We start from the raw sequence: 14,843 nt of genomic DNA, 5'->3' as shown, positions 1-14,843 counted from the left end.
GCGATGCCACCCGGAGTGCACCCGGCGGGCGGGCGTTGTCAGTGGCACGTGTTGTCATGGAGGAGTGATCGACATCAACGAAACCATCGAAGAGTTTCTCGCAGAGCACGCCTCCGACGTCGAAGAGGCGATCCGCAAGGCCGCCGCCACCGAGATCATGCCGCGCTGGCGCCAGCTCGCAGCGCACGAGGTCGACCAGAAGAGCGGCCCGCACGACCTGGTGACCGACGCCGACCGCAAGGCCGAGCTGTACCTGACCGAGGCCCTGGCCGCCCTGCTGCCCGGTTCGGTCGTGGTCGGCGAGGAGGCGGTCCACGCCAACCCAGCGTCGTACGCGGGGATACGCGCGCACGCCCCGGTCTGGATCGTCGACCCGGTCGACGGGACGCGCCAGTTCGTGCGCGGCGAGGCCGGGTTCTGCACCCTGGTCGCGCTGGCCCACCGCGGCACCCTGCTCGCGTCCTGGACGTACGCGCCCGCCCGCGACCGGCTCGCCACCGCCCGGCGGGGCAAGGGCGCCCACCTCGACGGGGAGCGGCTGTTCGCCGGGGTGCCGGAGCCCGGCCGGGACCTGCGCGTGGCCACCTCCCACCCCGACTACACGACGGACGAGGAGAAGCACGCCCTGCTCGGCCTGCGCGCCGACGGGGTGGCACCGCGCCCGTGCGGCTCGGCCGGTCTGGAGTACCTGGCCATCGCCCGGGGCGAGTTGGACGCCGTCGCGTTCTCCTGGGAGGCCGCCTGGGACCACGCGGCCGGTCTGCTCCTGGTCGAGGAGGCCGGCGGCGCCCACCTGACACTCGCGGGGGAGCCGTTCCGCATCGCGGGCGGCAACACCCTGCCCTTCACCGCCGCCCGCGACGCGGCCACGGCCCGCCGGGTGGTGGGCCTGCTGTCGGGCGAGGCATAGACCCGATCCGTTGCGTGGCGCACACAGGTGATCACCCAAAGTGTGCGCGGGCGGATTCCAGCCGCCGCAAAGCGGTCTTCCACACCGGAAATCACCGGCGGCCGGTGACTGTCAGTCTCCGGGCATATCCTGATCCCCAGTGGCCGTCGGCTGACGAAGGGGTCCGAAGGTGCCGTCGATGCTCGATGCCGTCGTAGTGGGTGCGGGGCCGAACGGACTGACCGCGGCCGTGGAGCTGGCCCGCCGCGGCTTCTCCGTCGCCGTCTTCGAGGCCCGGGGCACCGTGGGCGGTGGTGCCCGCACCGAGGAGCTCACCCTCCCCGGCTTCCGGCACGACCCGTGCGCCGCGGCCCACCCGCTCGCCATCAACTCACCGGCGTTCCGCGCCCTGCCGCTCGAGCGGTACGGCCTGGAGTGGCTGCACGCCGAACTGCCCATGGCGCATCCCTTCCCGGACGGCACGGCGGCCGTCCTGGCCCGGACGGTCGGCGAGACGGCCGCCTCCTTCGGCCCGCGCGACGCCGGCGCGTACCGCAGGCTCATCGAGCCCTTCCTGCCCAAGTGGGACACCCTCGCCCGGGACTTCATGTCCCTGCCGATGACCGCGCTGCCCCGCGACCCGGTGACCCTCGCCCGCTTCGGCCTGGCCGGGCTGCCCCCGTCGACACTGCTGATGCGCCGCTTCCGCGACGAACCGGCCAAGGCCCTGTTCTCCGGGCTCGTGGCCCATGTCATGGCACCGCTCGGTGGCTTCGCCACCGGCGCGATCGGCCTGGTCTTCGCCCTCGCGGCGCACGCCCGCGGCTGGCCCGTCGCCCGCGGCGGCTCCCAGTCCCTCTCCGACGCCCTCGCCGCCTACCTGAAGGACCTCGGCGGCAGCGTCCACACCGACTACGAGGTCAAGCGCCTCGACGATCTGCCGCCGGCCCGGGCGTACGTCTTCGACACCTCGCCCACCGCCCTGGCCCGCATCGCCGGCTTCGGCAACCACTACGCCGGCTACCGCTACGGGCCGGGCGTCTTCAAGGTCGACTACGCGCTCGACGGCCCCGTGCCCTGGACCGCGAAGGAGGCCCGCGCCGCCGGCACGGTGCAGGTCGGCGCGAGCAGCGCGGAGATCGGCGCCGCCCTGCGCGCGGTCTCCCGGGAGGGCCGGGCCCCCGACAGGCCGTTCCTGATCACGGTCCAGCCGAGCGTCGTCGACCCCACCCGGGCCCCGGACGGCAAGCACGTCTTCTGGGCCTACGGGCACGTCCCGCACGGCTGGACCGGTGACCTCACCGACACCATCGAGCGCCAACTGGAGCGCTTCGCACCGGGGTTCCGCGACCGCGTCCTGGCCCGCGCCACGGCGGGCCCGCCCGAACTCGCCGCCCGCAACGCCAACTACGTCGGCGGGGACATCGCCTCCGGCGCCGCCTCCGGCCTCCAGCTGCTGCTGCGCCCAAGGGCCACCCTGTTCCCCTACAACACCCCGCACCCGGCCGTCTTCATCTGCTCGTCGGCGACCCCGCCGGGGCCCGGAGTGCACGGCATGTCGGGGCACAACGCGGCGAAGGCCGTCTGGAAGCGGCTGAGGCAGACATGACCGCCATCGAACTGGTCCGGGGCGACATCACCCGCGAGAGCGTCGACGTGATCGTCAACGCGGCCAACTCCTCACTGATGGGCGGGGGAGGGGTCGACGGGGCGATCCACCGCCGCGGCGGACCCGCGATCCTGGAGGACTGCCGCCGGCTCCGCGCCGCGCACCTCGGCAAGGGCCTGCCCACCGGCCGGGCGGTCGCCACCACCGCCGGCGACCTGGACGCCCGCTGGGTCGTCCACACCGTCGGCCCGGTGTTCAGCGCGACCGAGGACCGCTCCGGCCTCCTCGCGTCCTGCTACCGCGAGTCGCTCCGCGTCGCCGGCGAACTCGGCGCCCGTACGGTCGCGTTCCCCGCGATCTCCACCGGCGTCTACGGCTGGCCGATGGACGACGGATCCCGCATCGCGGTCGAGACCGTACGGGCGGCGGACACGACGGTCGAGGAGGTCAGGTTCGTCCTCTTCGACGAACGGGCCTACGAGGCGTTCGCCGCGCAGCTGCGCTGAGCCACGGCACGGCGGGGGCTCAGGCGGGCTCCGGCTCGAAGTGCCGCAGCAGATCCCGGCCGGGCTGGACGACTCCGTAGGTGCTCTCCGGGACGGCGTTCCACACACCGGGGAGATCACCCAGCGGCTCCGACACGACCAGCCGCGTCTCGTCGGAGACATGGTTCAGGAACCCCAGGTCGGGGTGGAGCGCCCGCACGTCCTCCACCCGGCTGCTGTAGTAGAGCGACCGCGACTTCCCCGCGCTGGAGTAGCGGAAGAACCACACCCGCTCTCCGTCGCTCACCGCGACCGTCATCTGCAGCGGCTGCGGCACCCCGTGCTCGTGGCCCAGGCGCTCGATGAGCCCCGTCATCCGGGCCACCGCACCCGGCGGATCGCCGTCCAGCCCGAAGGTGAGCGCCACGTGGAACATCACCTCCGAGTCCGTCGTGCCCTCCATCGACGGGAACAGCCCCGGGTCCACGGCCAGCATGAGATCCCGGCGCAGCTCGTGGAATCCGTCGATCGCCCCGTTGTGCATCCACATCCACCGCCCGTGGCGGAACGGATGGCAGTTCGTCTGCTGCACGGCCGAGCCGGTCGAGGCGCGCACATGCGCGAAGAACAGCGGCGAGCGGACGTGGTCGGCGATCTCCCGCAGATTGCGGTTGCTCCAGGCCGGGCCGGTGTCGCGGATGACGGCGGGGGTGCGCAGGTGCCACGCGTACCAGCCGACGCCGAAGCCGTCGCCGTTGGTGGTCTCGACCCCCATCCGCGCGTGCAGGCTCTGGTCGATCAGCGAGTGCTCCGGGCGGTAGAGGACATCGTCGAGGATCACGGGAGTGCCCGAGTAGGCGAGCCAGCGGCACATGGCCGATACCCCTGTTCCGAGCCGCCCCGGCCGGGCCGCGCGGCTCCGTAGGTGATGTGCGTGGACCCCAGCGAACCTCCCTCGCGCCCGGCACGCATCGCCCGCCGCGGGTGGTTACGGACCCGGGCCGGCCGTGCGCGGGTGAGGAGCGCCGAGACCCGGAGCGGGGCGAGCGCCACGCGTGGTGGAGCGGACGGCGGACGACGGGCCACGTCTCGTGCGGGCGCCGCGCGCCGCCGGAGTGCCCCAGGCCGGCGGGGTGACCGCCGCCCTGCGGAGGCGCCTCGCGTGGACCGGCGGCGGACGCGGGCTCACCTCACCGGTCCCGGCGGCGGGTGCGGGCTCACTTCACCGGTCCCGGCGGCGGATGCGGGCTCACTTCACCGGTCCCGGCGGCGGATGCGGGCTCACTTCACCGGTCCCGGCGGCGGGTGCGGGCTCACTTCACCGGTCCCGGCGGCGGGTGCGGGCTCACTTCACCGGTCCCGGCGGCGGACGCGGGCTCACCTCACCGGTCCCGGCGGCGGACGCGGGCTCACCTCACCGGTCCCGGCGGCGGACGCGGGCTCACCTCACCGGTCCCGGCGGCGGACGCCGGCCCGCCTTGCCGGTCCCGGCGACGGATGCCGACCCCTCGCCGGCCCCGCCGTCCCGGGCGATCACTCCGTCGCCGCGTGGATCCGGCCCGAGCGGGCCGCCGTGCCCAGTGCCTCGAAGTCCCGTTCGTTCTGGTCGGCGTACGCCTGGGCGAACACGGTGAGCGCCCGGTCGAAGCGGTCGCCGCCGCCCAGGTAGGCGGCGATGGCGACGGGATCGCCGGAGCGGGCGTGGGCCCGCGCCAGGCTCGCACCGCACAGCCGCGCGAACAACCGGAGCAGGCCGGGGTCCATGGTCTCCGGCCGGGCGATGCCCTTCCAGTCCCGCAGCTGCCGGACGTAGAAGTCCCGCTCGTGCCCGTCGAGGCCCACCGCGTGCGTCCAGCCCAGCAGGATGTCGCTGGTCGTCTGGATCAATCGCTGCCCCGCCACCACGCGCCGGCCCTGATTGTCGTAGCGGTCGCCGCCGCAGTGGGCGGCGAGCACCGACTCCTGCGCCTCCTTGGCCTGGAGCAGCAGCGGATCGTCGTCGTCCCGGCCGAGCAGCAGCACGATCCAGCAGCGGGTGCCGACACTGCCGACCCCCACCACCTTGCGGGCGATGTCCACCAGGCGGTAGCGGCGCAGCAGGTGGCGCCGCTCGGACGACAGAGTCCGGGCGTAGCCCTCCAGGACGGCCCGCAGCTCCTTCTCCCGGAAGTGCGCCGAGTCGTCCTCCAGCAGGTCCCGCAGCGGGGTGATCAGCGGCGGGTCCGGTGTGATCCGCCGCCCCACGGCCGTGTCCCGGGTGAGCTTCTCGTAGGCCTGCATATGGGTGCGGGTCCGCGCCTTCGCCGTGGCCTTCATGGTGCGGCGCCGCGCCTCCTTGGACATCGACGCGGCCATCAGCTCCCGTATGTGGTCGGCGTCGTCCTGGGCGTACCAGATGTCCAGAGTGCGCATCCCGGCGAAGTCCCGCATCCGCCGCCGGTAGGCCTTGACGCACGTCTCCACCGCGCTGTTCTGCTCCGCCGCCGAGAAGTCGTTGGCGCGGCCCGCGATGGCGAAGCTGGCCGCGAGCCGTTTGACGTCCCACTCGAACGGCCCGGCCAGCGTCTCGTCGAAGTCGTTGATGTCGAAGACCAGATGGCGCTCCGGCGAGGCCAGCAGCCGGAAGTTCAGCAGATGGGCGTCCCCGCACAGCTGCACCCGCAGCCCGGTGTCGGTGGTGGCCCCGAGATCCGCCGCCATGATCGCCGCCGCGCCGCGGTAGAAGCGGAACGGGGACTCCAGCATGCGGCCGTAGCGGATCGGCACCAACTCCGGTACACGGGTGGCGGACTGGCGCTCCACCACCTCGACGGGGTCGAAACGGTCAGGCCCCGCCTCGAACCCGGCGTGTGAGGAACGCGGCACCCGCCGCCGGGCGTTCCGGCCCGCGGCGGCCCGCTCGGCCGGTGACATGAAGGTGGTGAAGGGACTAGGTACGGTCATGGTTCAGCGCTCCGGCCGCGAGGGGAAGTCGTCCGAGGGCTCCCGGCCCTGCCGGCGCAGCCCCGCCTGCACCGCGCCGGCGAGGACTCGCGCCGCCACGCCCACCAGCATGAGCCCGCCCGCCATCTGCACCATCGTCAGCACCCGCCCGGTCTGGGAGCGGGCCGTGATGTCGCCGTAGCCGACGGTGGTGAACGTGGTGAGCGTGAAGTACAGGGAGTCCGTCTTGGTCAACGGCTCGCTGAACGAGCCAGGGGTGGTGTGCTCCAGCAGGAAGTAGGTGCCCGCGAAGAGCAGCAGGAACAGCGCCAGCGTCGTGGCCAGGGTCTCGACGGCCTTCAGCCGGGGGTAGGGCGAGGTCACCACGGCCCGCACCTCCCACCAGAAGACCACGATCACCAGCAGCAGACCGCAGGCCAGCAGTACCGAATCGCCGCTCGTGCCGCGCCCGTCCAGGGGCAGCACGTAGTAGACCGTGACGAGCCCGGCCGCGATGAGCGCGGCGCGTACGAGGGCCGTGACCGCCGCCCGCCGGCGACGCTCCGGCCGCCGGCCGGGAACCTCCGCTGGATCGTCCATCGCGTGTCTTCCGGTCTCGGTCCCGCCCCGGTGCCGGGGCGTCGTCCCACAAGGCTTGCCCTACCACCTCAGCGTCCGGGCGCCCCATACGGATCACCCGCCACGGGTGAGGCAGCCCGGCTCCGGCCCGGGCACGCTGGTGCAGACGGGGACGACTGCCGGGCGTGCGCCCGGGACGGAGGACTGACATGAGCGCGCAGAACTACCTGGCGTACGACTTTCCGCTGCTGAGCGCCTTCTGGTCGATGCTGTGGTTCTTCCTCTGGATCATGTGGTTCGTCCTGCTCTTCCGGGTGGTCCTCGACATCTTCCGCGACGATTCCCTGAGCGGCGGGGCCAAGGCCGGCTGGCTGGTCTTCTGCGTCGTGCTGCCCTTCCTGGGCGTGTTCGTCTACGTCGTCGCCCGTGGCCGGAACATGGGCCGCCGGGAGACGGACCGGGCCCGTGCCCAGCAGCAGGCCTTCGACAGCTACATCAGGGAGACCGCCCGGGGCGGCGAGGACCGGTCCAGCAGCGTCGACGAGCTCGCCAGGCTGTCCGAGATCCGTTCCCGTGGCGACATCACGGACGAGGAGTTCCGAAGGGCGAAGGAACTGGTGCTCAGCGGCTCCGGGGCATCGGGCGCCCCGGCCGCCGGTACCCCCACCTCCGGTCGCTGACCGCGCCGGACTCAGCAGAATCGAGGATCAGGATGACCGCCACACACCCGACGCACGGGACATCGAGGACGAGGCACGGAACCGCCGCCGCAGGCCTGATGATCTTCGCGGCCGTGATGCTCATGCTCGCCGGAATTCTCGGCATCATGCGCGGCATCTCGGCGATCGCCGAGGACGAGGTCTTCGTCGCGACCCCCAACTACGTCTTCGCCTTCGACACCACCGGCTGGGGCTGGATCCACCTCGCCCTGGGCGTGGTCGCCGTGCTCATCAGCCTGGGGCTGTTCCAGGCCTCCACCTGGGCGCGCGTCCTCGGCGTGGGGATCGCCGGACTCGTCCTCATCGCCAACTTCCTCTCTCTGCCCTCCTACCCGGTCTGGTCCGTGGTGATGATTGCGATGACCGCGTTCATCATCTGGGCCCTGTGCACCGTGAAGAAGGGCGACGTCTGAGAGCCCGCAGGCCGTGCCCCGCCCGCAAGGGCCGGGCACGGCCTCGCCGCGCCCTCGGTCACCGGGCTCAGGCGCGGGTGCGGACCAGCAGCAGGGCGACGTCGTCGTCCGGTTCCGGGCTCAGCGCGCTGAGCAGGCTGTCGCTGGCGCGCTGCAGGCTGGGCCCCGCGTTCCCGAGCAGCCGGGTCAGGGTGTCCAGGCCGGTGTCGATCGACTCGCCACGGGTCTCGACCAGCCCGTCCGTGTACAGGGCGAGCAGGGAACCGGGGGCGAGTTCCACCTCCACCGTGCCGAACTCCACGCCGCCGACCCCGAGCGGGACCCCGCCCGGCACCTCGACCAGCGCGGCCCGGCCGTCCGCCCCGGCGAGCACCGGCGGCAGATGCCCGGCGCTGGACAGCTCGCAGGTGCCGCGGCGCAGATCGCACACCGCGTACACGCAGGTGGCGATCGCGTCGCCGAGGGAGCCGGCGATGTCGTCGAGGTGCCGCAGCAGCTGGGCGGGCGGCAGGTCCAGCCGGGCCAGCGCCCGCGTCGCCGTGCTCAGCTGCCCCATGATCGCCGCGGCCTGGACGCCCTTGCCCATGACGTCCCCGACGACCAGCCCGGTGCGCCCCGGGCCCAGCGGCAGCACGTCGTACCAGTCGCCGCCGACCTCGCTGAGGGCCGGGCGGTAGCGGGCGGCGATGTCCAGCCCCTCCCGCTCGGCGGGCGTGCTCGGCAGCAGGCTGCGCTGCAGGGTGAGGGCGGTGCCGCGCTCACGGCCGTAGAGGCGGGCGTTGTCTATGCAGATCGCGGCGCGGGCGGCGAGTTCCGAGGCGAGCACCTGGTCCCGGTCGTCGAAGGGGCGCTCGTTGACCGTGCGGTACAGCGAGAGCGTGCCGAGCACCTTGCCCCGGGCCACCAGCGGCAGCGCCAGGTAGGAGTGGGCGCCGGCCTCGTGCAGGGCCTGGGCGGCCCGGGAGTCCCTGGCCAGCCGCCGCAGCATCTTGCCGTCCACGCGCTCGATCAGGACCGGGCGGGCGCTGCGCACACACTGCGTGATGATCCGCGACGAGCCGTACGTGGCCAGCTCGCCCACCGGGTCGGCGGCGTGGATGGCGTCGGTGGGGTAGCCGGACGCGACGGCCAGCGCCCGGAACTCGGCCGGTGCGCCGCCCGACACGGGCGTGATGGTGCCGCGGGCCACGACCGACTCCAGGACGTCCACGGCGGCCAGGTCCGCGAGGTGCGGCACGACCACGTCGGCCAGCTCCCGGGCCGTCTGCTGGAGGTCCAGCGTGGTGCCGATCTTCATGCCCGCGTCGGCGATCACCGACAGGTGCTGGCGTGCCTGCGCGACCTCGGCGGCGGCCTGCTGGCGCTCGGTGACGTCCAGGACGGCCATCGCGAGCCCGAGCACCCGGCCGTCGGTGTCCTCGATGCGGTGGTAGGACTCCGAGTAGGCGCGGTCCTGCGCGTCCGCCGCCGTCCGCCCGACGGTCTGCTGGTCGAGCAGGGACGCGCCGGTCTCCAGGACGTGCCGCATCCGGGCCTCGATGGCCCCCACATCGAGGTCGGGCAGCACCTCCCCGACCCGGCGCCCCAGCACCGCCTCCTCGGGCAGGCCGTTGATCCGCTCCAGCGCGGGGTTGACCCCGACCCAGCGCAGGTCGTTGTCGAAGACGGCGATGCCGAGCGGGGTCTGGTTGACGAGGCTGTGCGAGAGGGCGAGGTCGCGCTCGACCTGCCGTACGGTCGTCGCGTCCGTGGCGAGTCCCAGCAGGTGGGGCTGCCCCTCGGGGTCGCGGAGGCGCATCGTGCGGAACTCCACGGCGCGTTCCGTGCCGTCGCGGTGCCGCAGCGGAAAGACACCGGCCCAGCGGGCACCCGTACTGACCTGGGCGAACAGCTCCCTGCCCCGGGGCCGGTTCTCGGGGGAGACCAGGAGGGTGTCGGCGCGTCGGCGCAGGGCCTCCTCCGCGGTCCAGCCCAGCAGCTGCTCGATCTCCGGGCTCCACAGCGCGATGTGCCCGCCGGCGTCCAGGACCACCGCCGCGACCTTCAGCAGATCCAGCAGCCCGCCGGGCGCGGCCGTGACGGCGTCGCGGTCCGAGGTCGCATACCCGTTCATGCGAGCCGCTCCTTCCGGCGCGGCAAAAGGTACCGCCATGATCTGTTGCGCGGGCTGTCCGATAAGGTCACATTACGGTCGGAGGAGCGGCACTGTCGCGCCGAAATGACAAAAAACCGCGGGTCGGTGCCCGTGGCGGGAGGGAGTGGCGTCTTGGAGGACTGGACCTTGCGGGAGAGCCTGGTCACCGCGTCGGGGGCCGTGCGCTGGGACCGGATCGGCGAGCCGGACGGCGAGCCGGTCGTGCTGCTGCACGGGACGCCCTTCTCGTCGTACGTGTGGCACGAGATCGCCTCCGCCCTCGCCGCGGTCGGGTATCAGGTGCACGTCTGGGACATGCCCGGTTACGGCGCCTCCGCCATGCACCCCGGCCAGGACGTCTCACTGGGCGCCCAGGGCGGGATCCTCACCGAGCTGCTCGCGCACTGGGGGCTTCGGGAGCCGTCCGTGATCGCGCACGACTTCGGCGGTTGCGTGGCACTGCGGGCCCACCTCCTGCACGGGGCCCGCTACCGGCGGCTCGCCCTGGTCGATCCGGTGGCCCTGCGGCCCTGGGGTTCCCCCTTCTTCCGCCTGGTCGGGGAGCACAGCCGGGTCTTCGAACAGCTTCCGGCGGCGCTCCACGAGGCCCTGGTGCGCGAGTACGTCTCCTCCGCGAGCCATGCCGGTCTGCGCCCCGCCACGCTCGACGCGCTGGTCGGGCCGTGGACGACCGAAGAGGGCCGGGCCGCCTTCTACCGGCAGATCGCGCAGGCCGACCAGCGCTACACCGACGAGATCCAGCCGCTCTACCCGTCGATCGACCTGCCCGTCACGGTCTGCTGGGGCACCGAGGACACCTGGATCCCGTTCGCCAGGGGACAGGAGCTCGCCGCGCTGATCCCGGGGGCGCGGCTGGTGCCCGTCCCGGAGGCCGGGCATCTCGTCCCGCTGGACGCGCCCGCCCGGCTGACGAGCGAGCTGCTCGCCTTCCTCACGGCCTGAGAACCCGTCCGGCACCGGGGAACCATCAGGACCGCACAAAGTCCGACGGGGTCATTGCTTCGATTGTGTTCGAGTCCTAGGGTGTGCCTGCTCAGCAGTTGCTCAGTCACCGTCAGTTGCACGTGTCCCAACAGAACAGCCCATCACGGATGGGCGGTTGGGGATCCCCTCTGACGTGCCCTCAGTCCGTGCAGCACCCTGTCGAACCGAGGAAGGCCACGGTCATGCCGTACCCGCACCCGCACCCCTCTCCCGCCGACCGGCCGGTCGTCAGCCGTCGCCGACTGCTGGAGTCAGGAGCCGCCGTGCTCGGCGCGCTCGCCCTGTCCGCGTCGCCCGCCGCGGCGCACGCGGCCGGCCGGCGCCCGGCGGCGGACGGCCCGCCCGAGTGGAACGACGGCCTGAGCGTCTACCGGGTCGGCACCGAGCCGCCGCACACCACCCTCATGCCCTACGCGGACCTCGGACAGGCCCTGAAGGGCGACCGCGAGCGCTCGCCGTACCGGCTGAGCCTCGACGGCACCTGGAAGTTCGCCTACGCGGACCGTCCCGACGACCGGGACAAGGACTTCCACGGCACCGACGTCGACGACTCCGGCTGGGACACCATCCCCGTGCCCTCGGCCTGGCAGATGCACGGCTACGACTTCCCGATCTACGTCAACATCACCTACCCCTGGTGGGGTCCCAACGGCGGTGGCGAGGACGCCCAGCCGCCGGCCGCCCCGACCCGCTACAACCCCGTCGGCCAGTACCGCCGCACGTTCACCGTGCCCCGCAGCTGGTCCGGCCGCCGCACCTTCCTGCACTTCGAGGGCGTCAAGTCCGCCCACTACGTGTGGATCAACGGCGAACTGGTGGGCTACCACGAGGACTCCTACACCTCCGCCGAGTACGACATCACGCCCCATCTCAAGCCGGGCACCAACCAGATCGCCGTCGAGGTGTACCGCTACTCCGACGCGGAGTGGCTGGAGGACCAGGACATGATCCGGCTGAGCGGCATCTTCCGTTCGGTCCACCTCTACTCCACGCCGAGCGTGCACCTGCGCGACTTCCGCCTGGACACCCCCCTCGGCGACGGCTACACCACCGCCGAACTCAAGGTCACCGCGCACGTCCGCGACTACGGCGGCAAGGGCGCCGGCCGCTACACCGTCGAGACCCGGCTGTACGACGCGCGCGGCCACGAGGTCTGGTCGCGGCCCCTGAACCGGCCCGTCGACGTCCCCGACGGCGACGAGGTCACCGTCGAGGCGTCCAGAGCCGTCCCCTCGCCGAAGCTGTGGTCGGCCGAGCACCCGAACCTCTACACCGCCGTGCTCCGCCTGCGCGACCCGGCCGGCAAGGTGGTCGAGACCCTCTCGCACCGGGTCGGCTTCCGTGAGTTCGCGCTCAAGGACGGCCTGATGCGCATCAACGGCAAACCGGTCTCCTTCCGCGGCACCAACCGGCACGAGATGCACCCGGTCACCGGCTCGGCGCTCACCCGCGCGCAGATGGTCGAGGACATCGGAATCATCAAGCGGCTCAACATCAACAGCGTCCGCACCTCGCACTACCCCAACAACCCGCTCTGGCTCGAACTCGCCGACGAGTACGGCCTGTACCTCGTCGGCGAGACCAACCTCGAGACCCACGGCATCCGCGACAAGTTCCCCGGCAGCGGCCACCCGGAGTGGACCGAGGCGTGCGTGGTCCGCGCCCAGAACATGGTCCACCGCGACAAGAACCACGCCTCGGTGGTCATCTGGTCGCTCGGCAACGAGGCGGGCGGCGGTACCACCTTCAACGCCATGCACGACTGGATCCGCTCCTACGACTCCACCCGCGTCATCCAGTACGAGGGCGACGACCGGCCGGGCGTCAGCGACATCCGCTCCGAGATGTACGACAGCCCGCAGCGGGTCGAGCAGCGCGCCAAGGACACCGGCGACACCCGGCCGTACGTGATGATCGAGTACTCCCACGCGATGGGGAACTCCAGCGGCAACTTCAAGAAGTACTGGGACGTCGTCCGGCGCTACGACGTCCTCCAGGGCGGCTGGATCTGGGATTTCGTCGACCAGGCGCTGGCCTGGCCCACGCCGTCGCGCAAGCTGCTGACCGAGTCCGGCCCGGGCGCGCTGCGCGGCGAGGTCATGGCGCCCGCCGGCACCTTCGACCGGGCCAAGGGCGTCTCCGGCGGCACCGTCTTCCCCCGCGACGCCGGCCTCGACCTCACGGGCTCCCTCACACTGGAGGCCTGGGTCACCCCGCACGTGACCGGCTTCCACCAGCCGATCCTCGCCAAGGGCGACACCCAGTACGCCCTCAAGCAGACGGACGAGAACCTGGAGTTCTTCATCCACGGCGGCGGTCAGTGGGTCACCGCGAGCTGGGCGCTGCCCGACGGCTGGAGGGGCGAGGAGCACCACATCGCCGGCGTCTTCGACGCGGACGCGGGCACGCTCACCCTGTATGTCGACGGCCAGGTGCGCGGCACCAGGACGACCACCCGGCGCCCCGCGAACAACACCGCGTCCCTGTCGCTCGCCACCGACATCGACAATCCGACCCGGGAGTTCAGCGGCACCATCCGCCGGGCCCGCGTGTACGCCCGCGCGCTCGGTGCCGCCGAACTGGCCTCGGACACCCGCACGCCGGGCGACGAGGGCGTGCGCTTCTGGTTCGACGCCGCCACCGCCGGCTTCACCGAGAAGCGTTCGCGCGACAAGACGTTCCACGCCTACGGCGGCGACTGGGGCGACAACCCCAACGACGGTGCCTTCGCCGCCGACGGCCTCCTCCTGCCCGACCGCACCCTCACCGGCAAGTCCGCCGAGGTCAAGCAGATCTACCAGGCCGTCAACGCCACCGCAGCCTCCGGCGGCCCCGGTGCCGTCACCCTCACCAACGAGTACCTGTTCACCAACCTCCGCGAGTTCGGAGGCCGTTGGTCCCTCCTCGCCGACGGCGAGGTCGTCCAGCGCGGCCGGCTGACCCGCGACCAGCTCAACGTCGCCCCGCTCGGCAGCAAGGACATCAGGATCCCGGTGCGGCTCCCGGCGAAGCCCGCGCCCGGCACGGAGTACTTCCTCCAGCTCTCCTTCACCACCAAGGAAGCCACCCCGTGGGCCAAGGCCGGTTTCGAGGTGGCCAAGCAGCAACTCGCCCTCGACGCGGGCAGCCCGGCCGTGAAGCCCGCGCCCCTGCGCGGCGTGCCCGCCCTGAGCCACACCGACGGGGACAAGACCGTCAGCGTGAAGGGCAGGGGCTTCGCCGTCACCGTCGACAAGGGCACCGGGACCATCACGTCCTACGAGGCGGGCGGCACCCGTCTCCTCACCTGCGGCCCCGTCCCGAACTTCTGGCGGGCGCCCACCGACAACGACCGCGGCAACGGCCAGCACACCCGCAACCAGACGTGGCGCGACGCCGGAGCGAAGCGGGAGATCACCGACGTGCGGGTACGGCCCCTCGACGACCGGGCCGTCGAGGTCACCGTCACCGGCACGCTGCCCACCGCAACCGAGTCGACGTACAGCACGACCTACACGGTCTTCGGCAACGGCGAGATCAAGGTCGACAACACCCTGCACCCGGGCGCGGCCGGCCTGCCGTACATCCCGGAGGTCGGCACCCTGCTGTTCCTGCCGCGGAGCCTGGACCGGCTGCACTACTACGGCCGGGGTCCCGAGGAGAACATGTGGGACCGCAACAACGCCACCGACGTGGGCCTGCACTCCGGCACCGTCTCCGGGCAGTGGACCCCCTACCTGCGCCCCCAGGAGAACGGCAACAAGACCGATGTGCGGTGGGCCGCGCTGACCGACGGCAGGGGGCGCGGACTGCTCGTGACCGGTGAGCCGCTGCTGGAGGTCAACGCCTCGCACTTCACCCCCGAGGACCTGTCCGTCGGGGCCCGGCACGACTACCAGCTCACCCCGAGGGACGCGGTGGTCCTGCGGCTCAACCACCGCCAGATGGGCGTCGGCGGTGACAACAGCTGGGGCGCGCACACGCACGACGAGTTCAAGCTGCCCGCGAGTCGCGACTACGCGTACACCTACCGGCTGCGTCCGCTCACGCGCGTGAGCGAGGCGATGGCGGCCTCGCGACGGCCGACCGCCACCGCATAGCGCGAGCGG

At 72.4% G+C, this 14,843-nt stretch carries 11 protein-coding genes; 7 read left to right on the top strand and 4 right to left on the bottom strand.

Annotated elements, in window-relative coordinates; genetic code table 11:
* Positions 1-64: 64 nt before the first annotated feature.
* From HDC93_RS02775 to HDC93_RS02765, 3 genes are all read left to right on the top strand, one after another.
* Complete coding sequence (locus HDC93_RS02775; protein ID WP_185006758.1) at positions 65-910, top strand: inositol monophosphatase family protein; 846 nt, start codon at positions 65-67, stop codon at positions 908-910.
* 178 nt (positions 911-1,088) lie between these two features.
* Positions 1,089-2,498 carry an NAD(P)/FAD-dependent oxidoreductase gene (locus HDC93_RS02770; RefSeq protein WP_185006756.1) on the top strand — a complete coding sequence of 470 codons (1,410 nt, stop codon included), beginning with the start codon at positions 1,089-1,091 and terminating at the stop codon, positions 2,496-2,498.
* Positions 2,495-3,004, top strand: a complete 510-nt coding sequence (locus tag HDC93_RS02765) for an O-acetyl-ADP-ribose deacetylase (RefSeq protein WP_185006754.1) — start codon at positions 2,495-2,497, stop codon at positions 3,002-3,004. Before HDC93_RS02770 ends, HDC93_RS02765 begins: the two co-directional genes overlap by 4 nt.
* A 19-nt stretch (positions 3,005-3,023) precedes the next feature.
* Here HDC93_RS02765 and HDC93_RS02760 read toward each other — a convergent pair whose 3' ends face one another.
* The 3 genes from HDC93_RS02760 to HDC93_RS02750 form a co-directional block, all read right to left on the bottom strand.
* Positions 3,024-3,857 carry a class II glutamine amidotransferase gene (locus HDC93_RS02760; protein ID WP_185006752.1) on the bottom strand — a complete coding sequence of 278 codons (834 nt, stop codon included), beginning with the start codon at positions 3,855-3,857 and terminating at the stop codon, positions 3,024-3,026.
* Between the two features lie 659 nt (positions 3,858-4,516).
* A complete protein-coding gene (locus HDC93_RS02755; protein ID WP_185006750.1) occupies positions 4,517-5,926 on the bottom strand; it encodes a DUF2252 domain-containing protein in 1,410 nt (469 codons plus the stop codon).
* 3 nt (positions 5,927-5,929) lie between these two features.
* Positions 5,930-6,505 (bottom strand): potassium channel family protein, encoded by a 576-nt coding sequence (locus tag HDC93_RS02750; RefSeq protein WP_185006748.1) that lies wholly within the window; start codon positions 6,503-6,505, stop codon positions 5,930-5,932.
* A gap of 188 nt (positions 6,506-6,693) precedes the next feature.
* Here HDC93_RS02750 and HDC93_RS02745 point away from each other — a divergent pair, with 188 nt between their 5' ends.
* Together HDC93_RS02745 and HDC93_RS02740 are read left to right on the top strand one after the other, a co-directional pair.
* Complete coding sequence (locus HDC93_RS02745; protein WP_185006746.1) at positions 6,694-7,164, top strand: SHOCT domain-containing protein; 471 nt, start codon at positions 6,694-6,696, stop codon at positions 7,162-7,164.
* Positions 7,165-7,196: 32 nt separating this feature from the next.
* Positions 7,197-7,616 carry a hypothetical protein gene (locus HDC93_RS02740; protein WP_185006744.1) on the top strand — a complete coding sequence of 140 codons (420 nt, stop codon included), beginning with the start codon at positions 7,197-7,199 and terminating at the stop codon, positions 7,614-7,616.
* Positions 7,617-7,683: 67 nt separating this feature from the next.
* On the opposite strand, the gene HDC93_RS02735 is transcribed toward HDC93_RS02740, so the two are convergent.
* Complete coding sequence (locus tag HDC93_RS02735) at positions 7,684-9,729, bottom strand: SpoIIE family protein phosphatase (RefSeq protein ID WP_185006742.1); 2,046 nt, start codon at positions 9,727-9,729, stop codon at positions 7,684-7,686.
* Between the two features lie 153 nt (positions 9,730-9,882).
* Between HDC93_RS02735 and HDC93_RS02730 the strand changes: the two genes are divergently transcribed.
* On the top strand, positions 9,883-10,713 hold the full coding sequence (locus HDC93_RS02730) for an alpha/beta fold hydrolase (RefSeq protein WP_260419355.1): 831 nt from the start codon (positions 9,883-9,885) through the stop codon (positions 10,711-10,713).
* Between the two features lie 224 nt (positions 10,714-10,937).
* Positions 10,938-14,834 carry a glycoside hydrolase family 2 TIM barrel-domain containing protein gene (locus tag HDC93_RS02725; RefSeq protein WP_185006738.1) on the top strand — a complete coding sequence of 1,299 codons (3,897 nt, stop codon included), beginning with the start codon at positions 10,938-10,940 and terminating at the stop codon, positions 14,832-14,834.
* Positions 14,835-14,843 lie beyond the last annotated feature (9 nt).

This window comes from Streptomyces sp. AK010 (assembly GCF_014207295.1).
Classification (GTDB): domain Bacteria; phylum Actinomycetota; class Actinomycetes; order Streptomycetales; family Streptomycetaceae; genus Streptomyces; species Streptomyces massasporeus.
Note: the sequence above shows the minus strand (reverse complement) of the source record. Positions and strands in the feature narration are given on the sequence as shown.